This window comes from Peribacillus simplex (assembly GCF_030123325.1).
In the GTDB taxonomy this organism is placed as follows: Bacteria; Bacillota; Bacilli; order Bacillales; family DSM-1321; genus Peribacillus; species Peribacillus simplex_D.
This window is the reverse complement of the sequence record NZ_CP126106.1, coordinates 4,511,094-4,525,849: the sequence shown is the minus strand read 5'-3', so window position 1 is coordinate 4,525,849 and position 14,756 is coordinate 4,511,094. Positions and strand designations below refer to the sequence as shown.

Below are 14,756 nucleotides of genomic sequence, written 5' to 3'. Positions count from 1 at the left end.
TGATGGGAATGGATGTAAAACATAAAGAATACCTAGGTGGACGCAGGCATTATAATGATATCGAACTGTGGAAGGATGTAACGGAAGAGCAGTGGAATGATTGGCTCTGGCAATTGACAAACACGATTAAAACACTGGATGATCTGAAAAAGGTCGTCAACCTGACACCTGAAGAAGAGGAAGGAGTCCGGATTTCGACTCAAACGATTCCGTTGAACATTACGCCTTATTATGCTTCATTGATGAATCCCGATGATCCTCGCTGTCCGATTCGTTTACAGTCGGTACCGCTTTCGGCAGAAATGAACAAGACTAGATATGATTTGGAGGATCCGCTGCATGAGGATGAGGACTCCCCTGTTCCAGGATTGACGCATCGTTACCCGGATCGCGTTCTATTCCTTGTAACGAACCAATGCTCCATGTACTGCAGATATTGTACACGACGCCGTTTTTCAGGTCAGGTTGGCATGGGTGTTCCCAAGAAGCAGCTTGACGGGGCGATTGAATATATCCGGAACACTCCGGAAGTGAGGGACGTACTGATCTCTGGCGGAGACGGCCTGTTGATCAATGATAAAATCCTTGAATATGTATTGAGTAACTTACGTGCCATTCCGCATGTGGAAATCATTCGGATCGGCACACGTGCACCGGTCGTTTTCCCGCAGAGGATTACAGATAACTTATGCAATATTCTGAAAAAATATCATCCGGTTTGGTTGAATACGCATTTCAATCATTCACTTGAACTGACGGATGAAGCGAAAAAAGCATGTGATATGCTGTCGATGGCAGGCGTGCCGCTTGGTAATCAGGCAGTCATCCTGGCTGGAATCAACGATAGTGTACATATCATGAAAAAGCTTATGCATGACTGTGTAAAAGCAAGGGTAAGACCTTATTACATTTATCAATGTGATCTATCTGAAGGGATTGGCCATTTCCGGGCGCCGGTTTCAAAAGGACTGGAAATCATTGAAGCGCTGCGCGGCCATACATCAGGGTATGCAGTGCCGACCTTTGTGGTGGATGCTCCTGGCGGAGGCGGAAAGATTGCCCTGACTCCGAATTACCTTCTTTCGCAAAGTCCGGATAAAGTCGTTTTACGGAACTTTGAAGGAGTTATCACAAGCTATCCGGAGCCGAAGAATTATGTTGCCGGCAGTGCGGATGCATACTTTGATGAAGTGTATGGCACTGCGGATAGGAAAGAAGCCGTCGGGATTTCAGCTCTCATGACGGACGAGAAATTCAATTTGGTGCCAGAGGGCCTTCGCCGTCTTGACAAGAGAAAAGCGTATGAAAGCACTGATGAACATGCTTCCTTGAAGGATCGCCGTGATAAACGGGATGAAATGAAGGAAAAATTAAGGCTAGCCCAAGAAAAAAAGAAAGCCATGGCCGTTAGTGGCTCGGTTAAATCTGAAGGCAAGGAGGAATGAAGATGGATTGCTTGTGGTGCAACGCCCCGAACGTGGAAGAAAGTGAGAAGAAGGATTGTTACTGGATCATGCCTGACGGGAAACGCTCAATAAAAGTCCTTCAAGTTCCAGCCGTGAACTGTCCTGAGTGTGGAATCTATGTGTCCGATTCGATGAATCAAAAGGTGGATGAAGCCTTATCTATATATGATGTGAGTGAATATCCTGATGAGTTTACGTATGATCAGCTTCTTCAGGCACCTATCAAAAAACTATTCAATTGGAAATAGAATGCCGGGAGAAGCGGATGATATGCATCTCTTCTCCCGAATTCTTTAAATAAGGGGGGTACGTAATGCCTGTTCAAAAGCTGCCTTTTTTCACCCAAGTGGAGACTGGGGATTGTTATACGATGGAACTCTATCATGATCATGCCAATCAGCGCTTACGCATGGATGATTATCGGGGAAATATCAAAAAAGCGATCGATCGGGCCCTTGCCATCGCAAAGGAGCAGAGCTTCACTAAAGTGATACTTAAAGCCAGGAATGAAGATTTATCAGAGGCATTGGGTCAAGGATTCATGCTGGAAGGCATATTGAGCAAGTATTTCAAAGGGAATGATGCCTATTGCATGGCATTCTATTTAACGGATGAAAGGCGAACGAGCGACTTTTGGGTCAAGGAAGATAAAGTCATCCAAGATGTAAGCAGGATTCCTAGGGTGATGGAATCTCAGCGAGTACCTGAGGATTATATCCTCCGGTTTGCTACGGTTGAAGATGCAGAAGAGCTGGCGAAGTTATATGGAGCCATTTTTGAAACCTATCCTACACCGATGAATGATGAGCGATATATCAAGAAAGTGATGGAGGAAGGCACGATCTTTAGTGTTATTGAATATGAAGGAACCATCGTGAGTGCTGCATCCGCTGAAGTGAATGTGATGTATCACAATGCTGAATTAACGGACTGTGCAACGATTCCCCAACATCGAAAGCATGGTTTCATGAAGGTGCTCATCTCCGCATTGGAACAAGAATTGTTCAGGAAAAACATTTATTGCTCCTATTCATTAGCGCGATCATTGTCAATGGGCATGAACGCAGTCTTCCATCAGCTGGGATATGAATATGGAGGCAGATTAACGAAGAATTGCAATATTTGGGATAAGTATGAGGACATGAATATCTGGGGTAAAGATTTATCCGTCAAGTAGGAGGATTGTTTCTATGGCTAAATACACATGGGTTGATAAAGAAACCTGTATTGCGTGCGGGGCATGCGGTGCAACAGGTCCTGAGATTTATGACTATGACGATCAAGGGATCGCTTTCGTCATTTTGGACGATAATCAGGGGATTGCCGAAGTTCCTGAGATCCTGCATGATGACATGCAAGATGCTATGGAAGGCTGCCCTACCGAATCCATCCTGATTCAGGATGAACCTTTTAGTTGGTAGAATCGGTTTCTTTTAAGAACTTAATTGATTAATAGATAATGAGCAATGGGTACGTACGTAAAAAAAGGAGAGATGAAATGGAACGGAATCATTTGATTAAGCCTACTTTAGATCATCACTATCCCACTATCTCTCATGGGAATGGAATTTATCTTTATGATACAGATGGAAAACAGTATATAGACGGCTCATCAGGAGCGGTCACAGCAAGTATAGGTCATGGTGTATTGGATGTTGTCGAGGCAATGACGGAGCAGGCCCGCAAAGTTTCTTTTGCATATAGGTCTCATTTTACGAGTGGAGCCGCAGAGGCATTGGCAAAAAAGCTAAGTGAGTTGGCTCCAGGGGATTTGAATTGGTCGTTTTTTGTGAATAGTGGATCGGAAGCGACCGAAACGGCCATGAAGATCGCGATACAACATTGGCAAGAAAAAGGGTTTGAGCGAAAAAATCGCATCGTATCCCGGTGGACGAGTTATCACGGAATCACGATGGGCGCTTTATCGATGTCAGGCCATGTACCAAGAAGAAAACGGTTTGTGCCGCTATTGGAGGATTTCCCTAGCATATCTGCTCCCTACTGCTATCGCTGTCCTCATAATAATGAAACTTCCGGATGCAAGCTTAAGTGTGCAGATGAACTGGAGACGGCTATTCAGAGGATCGGCTCCGAGAATATCGCAGCCTTCATAGCAGAACCGATAATCGGGGCATCGGCTGGTGCTGTAACACCGCCGGATGGCTACTATCAAAGGATTAAGGAAATCTGCGAAACCTATGACATTCTCTTTATCGCCGATGAAGTAATGACGGGAATCGGCAGGACAGGAAAAATGTTCGCAATGGAACACTGGGGAGTCACCCCGGATATCATCGCATTGGGTAAAGGAATGAGTGCCGGCTATACTCCAATCGCAGCCACGATGATTAGTGACCGTGTCATGGAGCCTATTTTAAAAGGTTCGAAATCAATCATGGCTGGACACACATATAGTGCAAACCCACTATCTGCAGCCGTTTCATTGGAAGTGCTTTCTTACATTGAGCGAAATGGACTGGTTCAGGCAGCGGAAGAGAAAGGTCAATATCTGTTTAAGAGGCTGGAAGGATTGGCTGAGAAATTCGACATCATTGGTGATGTAAGAGGGAAAGGGCTGCTACTTGGGCTTGAGTTTGTTTCCAATCGGATTTCAAAAAAGCCATTCGACTTGCAAATCGGCCTGACTACAAGGCTTGTCAATAAGGCTTTTGCCAAGGGGCTGTTGATCTATCCTGCTGCAGGTGCGATTGAAGGAATCGCTGGCGACGCGGTCATCATATCTCCGCCATTAATCATTACTAATGAAGAAATCGATACCCTCGTCAAGATACTGGAAGCTTCCCTTGAAGAATTGCAGCAAGAATTGCATACGGAAGGTTTGATTGAGGACATGCAGGCTATTTAGGAGGAACGCTATGAAGCAGGCCATTACGAAGAAAAACAAAATTGTGACCATGGAAGAAGCATTGGAGCATATTTCCGATGGATGCACACTCATGTACGGCGGATTTGGCGGGGTGGGGACTCCTCCGACACTCGTACAGGGTATCCTTGCCAAGGGCGTCAAGGAATTGACCTTGATTGGCAATGATACTGGATTCCCTGACATCGGCATTGGCCGCCTTGTGACTGCTGAAAGGGCAAAGAAAGTGATCGCATCGCATATCGGTTCCAATCCTAATGCCGGCAGGCTCATGACGGAAGGAAAGCTGCAAGTGGAATTTTCACCGCAAGGGACATTAGCCGAACGGATTCGTGCTGGCGGTGTAGGCTTAGGCGGGATTTTTGTCGATGTCGGGATTGGTACGATAGCTGAAGAGGGCAAGGACAAGATGGTAATAGAAGGAAAAGAATATTTGGTGGAAACCGCTTTGACGGCTGAAGTCAGCATCGTCCATGCCAAAAAGGCAGATTCGCTGGGGAATTTAGTGTACGACAAGACTGCATGTAACTTCAATCCGCTGGTAGCGATGGCTGGAACCTTCACGATTGCGGAAGTGGAGGAAATCGTCCCTGTAGGCGAATTGGATCCGGAATGTATTGCCACACCAGGCATTTATGTAGATATGGTGATTCCGACAAAAGGGGTGAATTGGAAATGGGCATGGCAGTAGATGTACGAAATCGGATTGCGAAACGCGCCGCCAAGGAAATCCATGACGGATTGATCGTCAATTTAGGCATCGGCATCCCTACCTTGGTGGCCGACCATATACCTCAAGAAATCCATGTGCTGTTCCATGCGGAAAACGGAGTTCTCGGTACAGGGCCAAGTCCTGATCCCGGGCAAGAGGACCCTGCCCTTTGTAATGCGGGAGGGTTCCCGATTACGACTGTAATGGGAGCTTCCTATTTTGATAGTGCAACCGCCTTTGGAATGATCAGGAAAGGATATATCGACATCACCATCCTTGGAGCCCTGGAAGTCAGTGAAAAAGGGGATTTGGCGAATTGGATCGTCCCAGGAAAACGGGTGCCGGGTATGGGCGGGGCAATGGAGCTTGCCCAGAAGGCCAAAAAGGTGATCGTCCTGATGAATCACGTGAATAAGCAGGGTGAATCGAAGATATTGAAGTCATGTACGCTTCCATTGACGGCAAGGCAGAGTGTGGATTTAATCATTACCGATATGGCTGTCATGGAAGTTACAGAAGCGGGATTGGTGCTGAAGGAAGTCATGGCGCCATATACCGTGGATGATGTGATAAGGAATACGGAGGCAACGTTGAAAATCCATGCTGCTGTCAACACCATTGAATAGGTAAGAGGAGGAAAAAGCATGAATGAGGTTGTCATCGTTGCTGGGGCGCGAACTGCAGTTGGATCCTTTGGCAAATCACTACGGAATGTTAAAGCTACCGAATTGGGCCGTCAAGTATTGGAAGGTTTAATGGATAATTCTGGGTTAGATAAAGAAAAGGTCAATGAAGTGATATTCGGACATGGCTATGTCCACGGAGGCGGACTTAACTCGGCGCGAATTTCGTCGCAGATGGCTTGTTTCCCACACAGTGTCCCAGGCCACGTTGTAATCAAAGCATGTGGATCAGGTTTAAAGGCCATTACCAACGCCGCTTTAACTATCGCTGCTGGTCAAGAAGACGTAATCATTGCCGGCGGAGTGGAGAGCATGAGCAATGTGCCTTATATCGTGAAAAATAGATGGGGCGGTAAATTTGGAAACGTAACGATGGAGGATGCCCTGCTGGCAGATGGATTAATATGTTCCTTGGGAAATGAGCATATGGGAATAACTGCCGAGCGCTTGGCTGAAAAATACGGTATCCGTCGTGAAGAACAGGATCAATTTGCTTATCTAAGCCACAAGAAGGCTTGGAAAGCTATAGTAGAGGGGCGCTTTGATAGAGAAATTATTTCGCTTAAAATCAAGGATCGAAAAGGACTTCAAATCTTCAACCATGACGAAGGGGTACGCGAGGACATTCATCTAGATCAACTAGCCAGTCTTCCAGCAGTATTCAAAAATGAAGGAACCATTACGGCAGGAAATGCCTGTCCTATGAACGATGGAGCTGCAGCTGTACTATTAATGTCCAAGCAGCAAGCAGAAGAAAAGGGATTAAAACCGCTCTTGAAAATAAAGGCTTTCGCCAGTGCAGGAGTTGAACCTGGAGTTATGGGGATTGGACCCGTACCAGCGACTCGAAAGGCATTGGCAAAAGCAGGTCTATCGTTAGAGGATATCGGACTGATTGAACTTAATGAAGCCTTTGCTGCCCAAGCACTTGCAGTGATCAAGGAGTTAGATTTGAATCCGGATATTGTCAATGTCAATGGAGGGGCAATTGCACTTGGTCACCCTGTAGGAGCAACAGGGGCAAAATTGACAGTCACACTGATGCATGAAATGTTGCGTTCACAAGTTAAGTACGGAATGGTAACGTTGTGTATGGCAGGTGGAATGGGGCTTTCTGTAATCTATGAGAATATGTGTTATTAAGGAGGATAAATGTGCCGGATATACAAAAACGGATAAACCAATGGATAGAGGATCATCGGGAAGAAGGAACAAACTTATTGCAAAAAATGGTACAAGCCCCGAGTACGCAAGGAAATGAAGCAGGGGCACAGGCCATCGTCGCCCAAAAGCTGCAGGAAATGGGTTTGCAGATCGATAGTTGGGAACCCGACGGCGGCGAGCTGAAAAAACATTCTTATTTCTATTCTCCACGCAGTGAATTTTCCAACAGCCCCAATGTGGTAGGTATCATGAAAGGGACTGGAGGCGGACGCTCCATCATTTTGAACGGACACATCGATGTGGTTCCGGATGGGGACCGGGATCAGTGGGATGACGACCCATATAGTGGAGCCATTAAGAATGGAAGGATGTTTGGACGCGGAGTAACCGATATGAAGGGTGGAAATGTATCGCTGATCCTTGCGATGCAGGCATTGAAGGAAAATGGCATCCAATTGAAGGGAGATGTCATTTTTCAAAGTGTAATTGAAGAAGAAAGCGGCGGGGCCGGAACATTGGCGGCCGTCCTGAGGGGATATAAAGCTGATGCCGCCCTGATCCCTGAGCCGACGAATATGAGGATCTTCCCGAAACAGCAGGGTTCGATGTGGTTCCGAATCCATGTTAAAGGACGGTCAGCCCATGGCGGAACAAGGTATGAAGGCGTTAGTGCGATTGAAAAAAGCATGACCGTCATCAATCATATTCGTGCCTTGGAAGAAAAGCGAAATGCACGTATCAGTGATCCGCTTTATCAGAACACGCCTATACCGATTCCGATCAATCTAGGTGTCATTGAAGGCGGCAATTGGCCGTCATCCGTTCCCGACCTTGTGAAAGTCGAAGGAAGGATGGGCGTTGCGCCGGAGGAGACGATGGAGCAGGCGAAAGACGAAATGGCCGCCTGGTTATTGCAGCTTGGGGAAGTGGACCAATGGTTCAAGGAAAACCCGCCCGTATTGGAATGGTTCGGGGCACGCTGGGTTCCAGGAGCAATTGATGTCGAGCATGAACTGATGAATGCGCTTGTTCATCAATATCGGCAAGTTGCCGGACAGGACCCTGTCATTGAAGCCTCCCCTTGGGGAACGGATGGGGGATTGCTGACACATGTCGGTGAAACGCCTGCAATCGTTTTCGGGCCAGGAGTGACCGAGGTTGCACACTATCCAAATGAATACATCCTGCTCGACAACGTGTTCTCAACAGCCGAAATCATTGCCCTTACATTAATTCAATGGTGTGGAATGGAGCCTGAGCAAGATGGGGTCAACAAGGACGGGAAAAAGGAGACGATACCAGGCAATGGCAATTAAACTGGATAGTATCCCAGCAAGTGAAGCGAACTATTAAGACTTTCACAAAGCGGTTGTTAAAAACTCTTTTATTTCTTGAACTTTTAACTTTAAAAGAAAATGAGGTAGGAACCATATGGACATGAATCTCATTGATAATCAAGAACCGACAGTTAAAAGGAAACTGAAAGCAAGGCATATGACCATGATTGCCATTGGCGGTTCAATAGGAACCGGATTGTTCCTGGCAAGCGGGGCAACCATCCAGAGCGCGGGGCCAGGCGGTGCCCTTGCTGCCTATGCCTGCATTGGAATCATGGTTTATTTCCTTATGACGAGCTTAGGGGAAATGGCGACATATATGCCTGTGTCGGGATCATTTTCCACCTACGCCACACGCTTTGTTGATCCCGCATTCGGCTTTGCACTTGGCTGGAATTATTGGTTTAACTGGGCAGTCACCCTTGCCGTGGAAGTAGCTGCAGCTGCCATCATCATGAAATTCTGGCTCCCTGATGTACCCAGCCTTATATGGAGTGCATTATTCCTTGGGATCGTCTTCACACTCAACGCCCTTTCCATTAAAAGCTATGGTGAATCTGAATATTGGTTTGCCTTAATAAAAGTCATCGCCATCATTTGCTTCATCATTGTTGGTTTATTGACCATATTGGGGATTTTTGGTGGAAAGGTGATCGGATTTGAAAACTTCACCATGGATGAGGCACCATTCAAGGGAGGATTTTTATCGATCATCTCTATCTTTCTAATCGCGGGATTTTCTTTTCAAGGCACGGAACTGGTTGGTATTGCTGCCGGGGAAAGTGAGAATCCCGAAAAAAATGTTCCGAATGCGATCCGCCAAGTATTTTGGCGCATCCTATTATTTTACATCGGGGCCATCCTGATACTCGGCCTCTTAATACCGTACACGAGTCCAAGTTTGCTGAACGGGGATGTCGAAAACATTTCTGTAAGCCCTTTCACACTTGTGTTTGAACGTGCAGGATTTGCATTCGCGGCATCCGTCATGAATGCGGTCGTGTTGACTTCCTTACTATCCGCCGGGAACTCGGGACTATACGCTTCAACGCGGATGTTATGGTCGATGGCGAAAGATAAACAAGCTCCCCAATTCCTCGCCAAAGTCAATCGCAGGGGAATCCCGATGAATGCTTTGATCCTAACGACATTAATTGGCGGGCTCGCCTTCTTGACATCCATTTTGGGGGACCATGTATTTACATGGCTATTGAATGCATCGGGGCTAACCGGCTTCATCGCCTGGATTGGAATAGCAATCAGCCATTATCGCTTTAGACGTGCCTATGTTGCACAGGGTGGTGACCTGAACGAATTGAAATATAAAGCAAAATGGTTTCCACTCGGCCCGATTCTTTCATTCGTGCTTTGCATGGGTGTCATAGCAGGGCAGAACTATCAAGCATTCCTAAGCGGCAGCATCGACTGGTATGGCGTCGCCGTCTCCTATATCGGATTACCGATATTCCTGGCGATCTGGTTAGGATACAAGATTTATCACAAGACCCAATTAATATCATTGAAAGATTGTCAATTTGATAAATCGGATGTGGCATGAATAGATAAAAACCTGAGATCCCTTTGGGGACTCAGGTTTTTTTTTGGACACTAATTAGACGATATCGGACGGAAATCCAGTTATATCGACGAAAGCGGTAATTATCTATTAAAATCCGCATTATGGTAATTTTTGCAATAAATCATTTTTTATAACTGAATATTTGGGGAAGGTGTGCAATACTATTAATCTATGTACTTTTAATTCTGTGGATGAAAGGAATCTGAGGATGAAAGAGGCGTATCGCGGTTCTGGAATTGGAGTCATTTTCATGGCGGTCTTCGGTACACTGTGGGCAGGTACCGGTATAATGGGATTGCAGGGGTGGGGGTTTCCCTACGTGGAACTCGCAGCCATATTCGTAGGAATCATAATGGTTATCGAAGGTATTTCATTAATTCATGCATCACAAAAAATGTCCAATCAAGTTTCAGAAGATGGGGCTAGGCGTCTGAAGCGTATCGGATTTTTGTTTAATATGGTCTTCATTGCCGAAGGGTTGCTGATAGGGATTGCCATTGTCATCTGTAACTTGATCAATCAGACTGATCTTATACCAGGAGTCATCGCCATTATTGTAGGGATTCATTTTTTACCTTTGGCGTCACTTTTCCAAATCAAGGTGTACTATGCAACAGGAGTGCTTCTCTGTTTATTGGCGCTTATCACATTGCTTATTGTGCCAGACACTGTCATGTTTTGGGAGCATCAAATCCTTGCACCGTTATCTTTGCTCGGCTTTGGATGCGCGCTAATTCTCTGGATTACTGGACTTACGCTATGGCTTAGAATAAAGAATTCAAGTCTAACGATGGAAGATTGAAGTATTCAAAAAACCCGTCATGGCGAACGGGTTTTCATTTTGATTAATTTTTCATCCAGGTCAAGAGCCTGACAATTTGAAATGGGTCATTCCAAACGAGAATGAAACTTAAAAGAAAGAATGCAGCAACAGCCAAGAATTTCGACTTTCCTTTTTCATTTTTAAATATGGCCCCGAAACTGCATAACATACCAATAACTAACGCACCGAATCCTGAAATCATAAGCAGCTCGGAGACTTTTGGTGAAGCAAAGGAACAGCAAAAAGATAATATACCAATCACTGCAAATACGATCGACCAATTGCTTAAACTTTTCATAGAGACTCCTTTTTTACTAATTATACCAATTTGGTGTTTGTAATGAAATTAAAAAAATTGAGGTTGTCACTTATGGGAATATATTGTAATATATATAACAATATAAAAATCCATTTACATTTTAGAAGCATTGATAAGGACATGAATCATTTTTACGGTCTTCAGAGAGGGAAGGGCAGCTGCGAACTTCCTGGCTTAGGAAACTGATTTACCGCCTTTGAGCTATATCGGCGAACAAGAGTAACTGATATCGTCTAAGCTGCGTTACAAGCTCCAGAGCCATAAGTGTTTCTTGCTTATGGGAAATTGGGTGGAATCACGGGTAACGCACTCGTCCCTTACTTAGGGATGGGTGCGTTTTTTATTATTATAATTATTGCCATGATAAGGACATGAATCATTTTTACGGTCTTCAGAGAGGGGAGGGCAGCTGCGAACTTCCTGGCTTAGGAAACTGATTTACCGCCTTTGAGCTGTATCGGTGAACAAGAGTAACTGGTACCGTCTAAGCTGCGTTACAAGCTCCAGAGCCATGAGTGTTTTTTGCTTATGGGAAATTGGGTGGAACCACGGGTATAAACGCACTCGTCCCTTATATAGGGATGGGTGCGTTTTTTTATATATAAAAATATTGCCATGATAAGGACATGAATCATTTTTACGGTCTTCAGAGAGGGAAGGGCAGCTGCGAACTTCCTGGCTTAGGAAACTGATTTACCGCCTTTGAGCTATATCGGTGAACAAGAGTAACTGATATCGTCTAAGCTGCGTTACAAGCTCCAGAGCCATGAGTGTTTTTTGCTTATGGGAAATTGGGTGGAACCACGGGTAAACGCACTCGTCCCTTATATAGGGATGAGTGCGTTTTTTTATTACTAAAAAAGGGGTGTTTATGTGATGGGTGAAAAAATGATTAAAGTTCAATTCCCGGATGGGCAGCAAAAGGAATATCCGCAAGGGATGACAGTGGAAAGTGTGGCAGGGTCCATCAGCTCAAGTTTAAGGAAAAAGGCAGTGGCAGGCAAACTGGATAAGCAACTGGTTGATCTAAGTCACAAGCTTAATGAGGATGCCGAATTGTCGATCTTGACTCTGGATTCGGATGAAGGATTACAAGTATTACGACATACAGCGGCGCATGTTTTGGCGCAGGCTGTGAAAAGATTATACCGGAATGTGGAATTAGGAATGGGGCCAGTCGTGGAAAATGGTTTTTACTATGATTTTAAGTTAGACCATCCTTTGAGCTCAGAAGACCTACAAGCCATTGAAAAAGAGATGGAACATATCATAAGTGAAAATCTGGAAATCGAAAGGAGCGAAGTGACTTATGAGGAAGCTGTGAAGTTATTCGAGGGCAGAGGGGAGTCATTCAAGTTGGATATAGCAAAGAATATCCCAAATGGAGAAAAATTAACGCTCTATAAACAGGGGGAATTCGTCGATCTTTGCAGAGGGCCGCACCTTCCATCCACATCATTTGTAAAATCGTTCAAATTGACTCGTGTATCTGGTGCCTATTGGCGGGGAGACAATCAAAATGAAGTTCTTCAAAGGGTGTATGGCGTGGCTTTCCAAAAGAAGAAGGATCTACAGGAACACTTTGAATTCCTGGAAGAAGCGGCCAAACGCGATCACCGTAAATTAGGGAAACAGCTGGAGTTATTCATGTTTTCGGAGGAAGCCCCTGGAATGCCATTTTATTTACCGAAAGGGCAAATCGTTAGAAATGAATTGGAGAAGTTCTCGCGGGAGCTTCAGATTGAAGCTGATTACGACGAGGTTCGGACTCCTTTCATGATGAACCAGCGGTTATGGGAACAATCGGGTCACTGGGATCATTACCATGAGAATATGTACTTCACTGAGGTGGACCAAACAAAATTCGCGATGAAGCCAATGAACTGTCCGGGGCATATGCTTATTTTCAAAAACAGCCTTTATTCTTACAGGGATTTACCCATCCGGATGGCCGAATTCGGTCAAGTCCACCGTCATGAATATAGCGGTGCATTGAACGGGATGCTGCGTGTCCGTACATTTTGTCAGGATGATGCCCACATTTATGTTCGGCAGGATCAAATCGAAAGTGAAATTAAACAAGTGTTTCATCTGATTGATAAGGTGTATCGTACTTTTGGTTTCGAGTATTCCGTGGAGCTCTCGACGCGTCCAGAGGATTCAATGGGTGATGACTCCCTATGGGAAGCTTCTGAAACAGCCTTGAAAAATGTTCTGGGAAGCATCGGGATACATTATCAAGTAAATGAAGGGGACGGGGCATTTTATGGACCGAAAATTGATTTTCATATTAAAGATGCATTAAAACGGAGCCACCAATGTGCAACAATCCAACTTGATTTTCAAATGCCCGACAAATTTGATCTGACTTACATCGATGAAAATAATGAAAAGGTTCGTCCGGTCGTCATTCATCGTGCCATTTTTGGATCGATCGATCGTTTTTTCGGAATCCTGATAGAACACTTTGCCGGTGCTTTTCCGGTATGGCTTGCCCCGGTGCAAGCACAGATCATCCCTGTCTCACAAGTTCATTTGAATTATTGTTTAAAGGTTCAAAAAGAACTGAAGAATCAAGGCATTAGAGTGAAAATTGATGATCGGAATGAAAAGCTGGGGTATAAAGTCAGGGAAGCACAGATGGGGAAAATTCCATATATGCTGGTCCTTGGAGATAAAGAAGAGAAAGAAAATGAAGTGAATGTCCGGAAATACGGGGAACAAGAAGTTGAAAATGTCGCAATAGAAACGTTCATCAAGAGAATGGCCCAGCAAATAAAAGAACGCAGCATCTAACAAAAAAAGCAGCTTAATCCGGAACTCACGAGTAAATGCCCGAATCTCACGAGTAAATGCGCGTAATTCACGAGTAAATGTGCAGAAATCACGAGTAAATGCGCATTGGATTAGGGTTGGATAAAACAAGACAGCCGAATAAACCGGCTGTCTTGTTTTATCTGCAAATCCATACCCGGCCGACAGCAGGGATTATCCATTTAATACGATCTCACGAGTAATGCTTATGTAAATAAAACTTTGGCTGCTTGGATGGCAAAGTAAATGCCGATCCCTATAAGGGATATACCCGAAATGATGGAGATGCCCATTAGAATGGGTTTGGATAAAAGGCGTCTGAAGGTGCTGGCGATGATGGCCATTGCGAAATCCCAGATTATGAGGCCGATAAGGATTCCTGAACTGTATATAAGTAACTGATCCATATCATATTTTGAAGCGGAGTTTGCGAGAATGGACCCATAAATACCCAGCCAAAACAAAATGGATAAAGGGTTCGAAAGGGACATGATGAATCCCGTCAGGAATGAAGAGAAAAGGGAATCTTTCGCTTTTCGTGCATTCACTTCAATCTTACCTGCACTTAGCAGACTTTCGATCCCGGTATAGGTCAGGACGAAAAACCCAAAAAGCCATAAAAATGTCTTCATGAAGGAGTTGTCCAAAAAGTGGACGACACCGAAAAAGACGAGGGCTATAAAAACAAAATCCGCTAAAATGGCACCCCAGCCAAAAATCCAGGCATGCCAAAAACCCTTCTTAATTCCTTTGTCCAATTGAGCAGCGTTTATGGGACCGATAGGAGCCGCCAGTGATAAACCTAATAATACATAGCTGAAAAAAACACCCAATTCATCACCTCATCGTTTAATACATCTTCGCTTATTTGAATGTATTCAAACAATTGGACTTGTACCACCTTTTTAGTCCTTTTTTGAGTGGACATTTGGTGAATCATGGTCCGGTTTGCGCCTGCCTAGTCGTGACAATTGA

At 44.9% G+C, this 14,756-nt stretch carries 14 protein-coding genes and 3 other annotated features; of the genes, 12 read left to right on the top strand and 2 right to left on the bottom strand.

Annotation, left to right across the window (positions count from 1 at the left end; genetic code table 11):
- Nucleotides 1–8 precede the first annotated feature (8 nt).
- The 11 genes from ablA to QNH43_RS21445 all read left to right on the top strand — a co-directional run bounded on the left by ablA (nt 9) and on the right by QNH43_RS21445 (nt 10,627).
- Nucleotides 9–1,445: a lysine 2,3-aminomutase gene (gene ablA / locus QNH43_RS21495; protein WP_283918419.1), complete on the top strand. Its 1,437-nt coding sequence runs from the start codon at nt 9–11 to the stop codon at nt 1,443–1,445.
- 2 nt (nt 1,446–1,447) lie between these two features.
- On the top strand, nt 1,448–1,714 hold the full coding sequence (locus tag QNH43_RS21490) for a YokU family protein (protein WP_283915592.1): 267 nt from the start codon (nt 1,448–1,450) through the stop codon (nt 1,712–1,714).
- Nucleotides 1,715–1,779: 65 nt separating this feature from the next.
- Complete coding sequence (gene ablB / locus QNH43_RS21485; protein WP_283915591.1) at nt 1,780–2,643, top strand: putative beta-lysine N-acetyltransferase; 864 nt, start codon at nt 1,780–1,782, stop codon at nt 2,641–2,643.
- Nucleotides 2,644–2,656: 13 nt separating this feature from the next.
- Entirely contained in the window at nt 2,657–2,887 is a 231-nt protein-coding gene (locus QNH43_RS21480) for a ferredoxin (protein ID WP_076364212.1), read from the top strand.
- A 77-nt stretch (nt 2,888–2,964) separates the two neighbouring features.
- On the top strand, nt 2,965–4,332 hold the full coding sequence (locus tag QNH43_RS21475; RefSeq protein ID WP_283915590.1) for an aspartate aminotransferase family protein: 1,368 nt from the start codon (nt 2,965–2,967) through the stop codon (nt 4,330–4,332).
- A gap of 10 nt (nt 4,333–4,342) precedes the next feature.
- Nucleotides 4,343–5,041, top strand: a complete 699-nt coding sequence (locus tag QNH43_RS21470; RefSeq protein WP_283915589.1) for a CoA transferase subunit A — start codon at nt 4,343–4,345, stop codon at nt 5,039–5,041.
- A complete protein-coding gene (locus QNH43_RS21465; RefSeq protein WP_283915588.1) occupies nt 5,026–5,688 on the top strand; it encodes a 3-oxoacid CoA-transferase subunit B in 663 nt (220 codons plus the stop codon). The genes QNH43_RS21470 and QNH43_RS21465 overlap by 16 nt, the downstream gene beginning before the upstream one ends.
- Before the next feature lie 18 nt (nt 5,689–5,706).
- Nucleotides 5,707–6,888, top strand: a complete 1,182-nt coding sequence (locus QNH43_RS21460) for a thiolase family protein (protein ID WP_283915587.1) — start codon at nt 5,707–5,709, stop codon at nt 6,886–6,888.
- Between the two features lie 11 nt (nt 6,889–6,899).
- Nucleotides 6,900–8,225, top strand: a complete 1,326-nt coding sequence (locus tag QNH43_RS21455) for a peptidase (RefSeq protein WP_283915586.1) — start codon at nt 6,900–6,902, stop codon at nt 8,223–8,225.
- Between the two features lie 115 nt (nt 8,226–8,340).
- Entirely contained in the window at nt 8,341–9,804 is a 1,464-nt protein-coding gene (locus QNH43_RS21450) for an amino acid permease (protein WP_434060137.1), read from the top strand.
- A 229-nt stretch (nt 9,805–10,033) separates the two neighbouring features.
- The gene (locus QNH43_RS21445) at nt 10,034–10,627 is read left to right on the top strand and encodes a DUF7010 family protein (RefSeq protein ID WP_283915585.1); all 594 of its coding nucleotides are present in this window, start codon (nt 10,034–10,036) and stop codon (nt 10,625–10,627) included.
- A 43-nt stretch (nt 10,628–10,670) separates the two neighbouring features.
- On the opposite strand, the gene QNH43_RS21440 is transcribed toward QNH43_RS21445, so the two are convergent.
- The gene (locus QNH43_RS21440; RefSeq protein WP_283915584.1) at nt 10,671–10,946 is read right to left on the bottom strand and encodes a hypothetical protein; all 276 of its coding nucleotides are present in this window, start codon (nt 10,944–10,946) and stop codon (nt 10,671–10,673) included.
- A gap of 121 nt (nt 10,947–11,067) precedes the next feature.
- Nucleotides 11,068–11,288 (top strand) — a binding site (T-box leader).
- Between the two features lie 30 nt (nt 11,289–11,318).
- Nucleotides 11,319–11,542: a binding site (T-box leader), on the top strand.
- 31 nt (nt 11,543–11,573) lie between these two features.
- Nucleotides 11,574–11,795: a binding site (T-box leader), on the top strand.
- 60 nt (nt 11,796–11,855) lie between these two features.
- Between QNH43_RS21440 and thrS the strand changes: the two genes are divergently transcribed.
- Nucleotides 11,856–13,763 (top strand): threonine--tRNA ligase, encoded by a 1,908-nt coding sequence (gene thrS / locus QNH43_RS21435; RefSeq protein ID WP_434060211.1) that lies wholly within the window; start codon nt 11,856–11,858, stop codon nt 13,761–13,763.
- 224 nt (nt 13,764–13,987) lie between these two features.
- Here thrS and QNH43_RS21430 read toward each other — a convergent pair whose 3' ends face one another.
- Complete coding sequence (locus QNH43_RS21430; RefSeq protein ID WP_283915582.1) at nt 13,988–14,614, bottom strand: LysE family transporter; 627 nt, start codon at nt 14,612–14,614, stop codon at nt 13,988–13,990.
- Between the last annotated feature and the right edge of the window lie 142 nt (nt 14,615–14,756).

Excerpts from the sequence above, each read along its gene's own strand:
- QNH43_RS21465 (WP_283915588.1), top strand. The coding sequence starts at position 5,026 with ATGGGCATGGCAGTAGATGTACGAAATCGGATTGCGAAACGCGCCGCC.
- ablB (WP_283915591.1), top strand. The coding sequence starts at position 1,780 with ATGCCTGTTCAAAAGCTGCCTTTTTTCACCCAAGTGGAGACTGGGGAT.
- QNH43_RS21445 (WP_283915585.1), top strand. The coding sequence starts at position 10,034 with ATGAAAGAGGCGTATCGCGGTTCTGGAATTGGAGTCATTTTCATGGCG.
- thrS (WP_434060211.1), top strand. The coding sequence starts at position 11,856 with ATGATTAAAGTTCAATTCCCGGATGGGCAGCAAAAGGAATATCCGCAA.
- QNH43_RS21460 (WP_283915587.1), top strand. The coding sequence starts at position 5,707 with ATGAATGAGGTTGTCATCGTTGCTGGGGCGCGAACTGCAGTTGGATCC.
- QNH43_RS21440 (WP_283915584.1), bottom strand. The coding sequence starts at position 10,946 with ATGAAAAGTTTAAGCAATTGGTCGATCGTATTTGCAGTGATTGGTATA.
- QNH43_RS21450 (WP_434060137.1), top strand. The coding sequence starts at position 8,341 with ATGGACATGAATCTCATTGATAATCAAGAACCGACAGTTAAAAGGAAA.
- QNH43_RS21475 (WP_283915590.1), top strand. The coding sequence starts at position 2,965 with ATGGAACGGAATCATTTGATTAAGCCTACTTTAGATCATCACTATCCC.
- QNH43_RS21480 (WP_076364212.1), top strand. The coding sequence starts at position 2,657 with ATGGCTAAATACACATGGGTTGATAAAGAAACCTGTATTGCGTGCGGG.
- QNH43_RS21470 (WP_283915589.1), top strand. The coding sequence starts at position 4,343 with ATGAAGCAGGCCATTACGAAGAAAAACAAAATTGTGACCATGGAAGAA.
- QNH43_RS21490 (WP_283915592.1), top strand. The coding sequence starts at position 1,448 with ATGGATTGCTTGTGGTGCAACGCCCCGAACGTGGAAGAAAGTGAGAAG.
- ablA (WP_283918419.1), top strand. The coding sequence starts at position 9 with ATGGATGTAAAACATAAAGAATACCTAGGTGGACGCAGGCATTATAAT.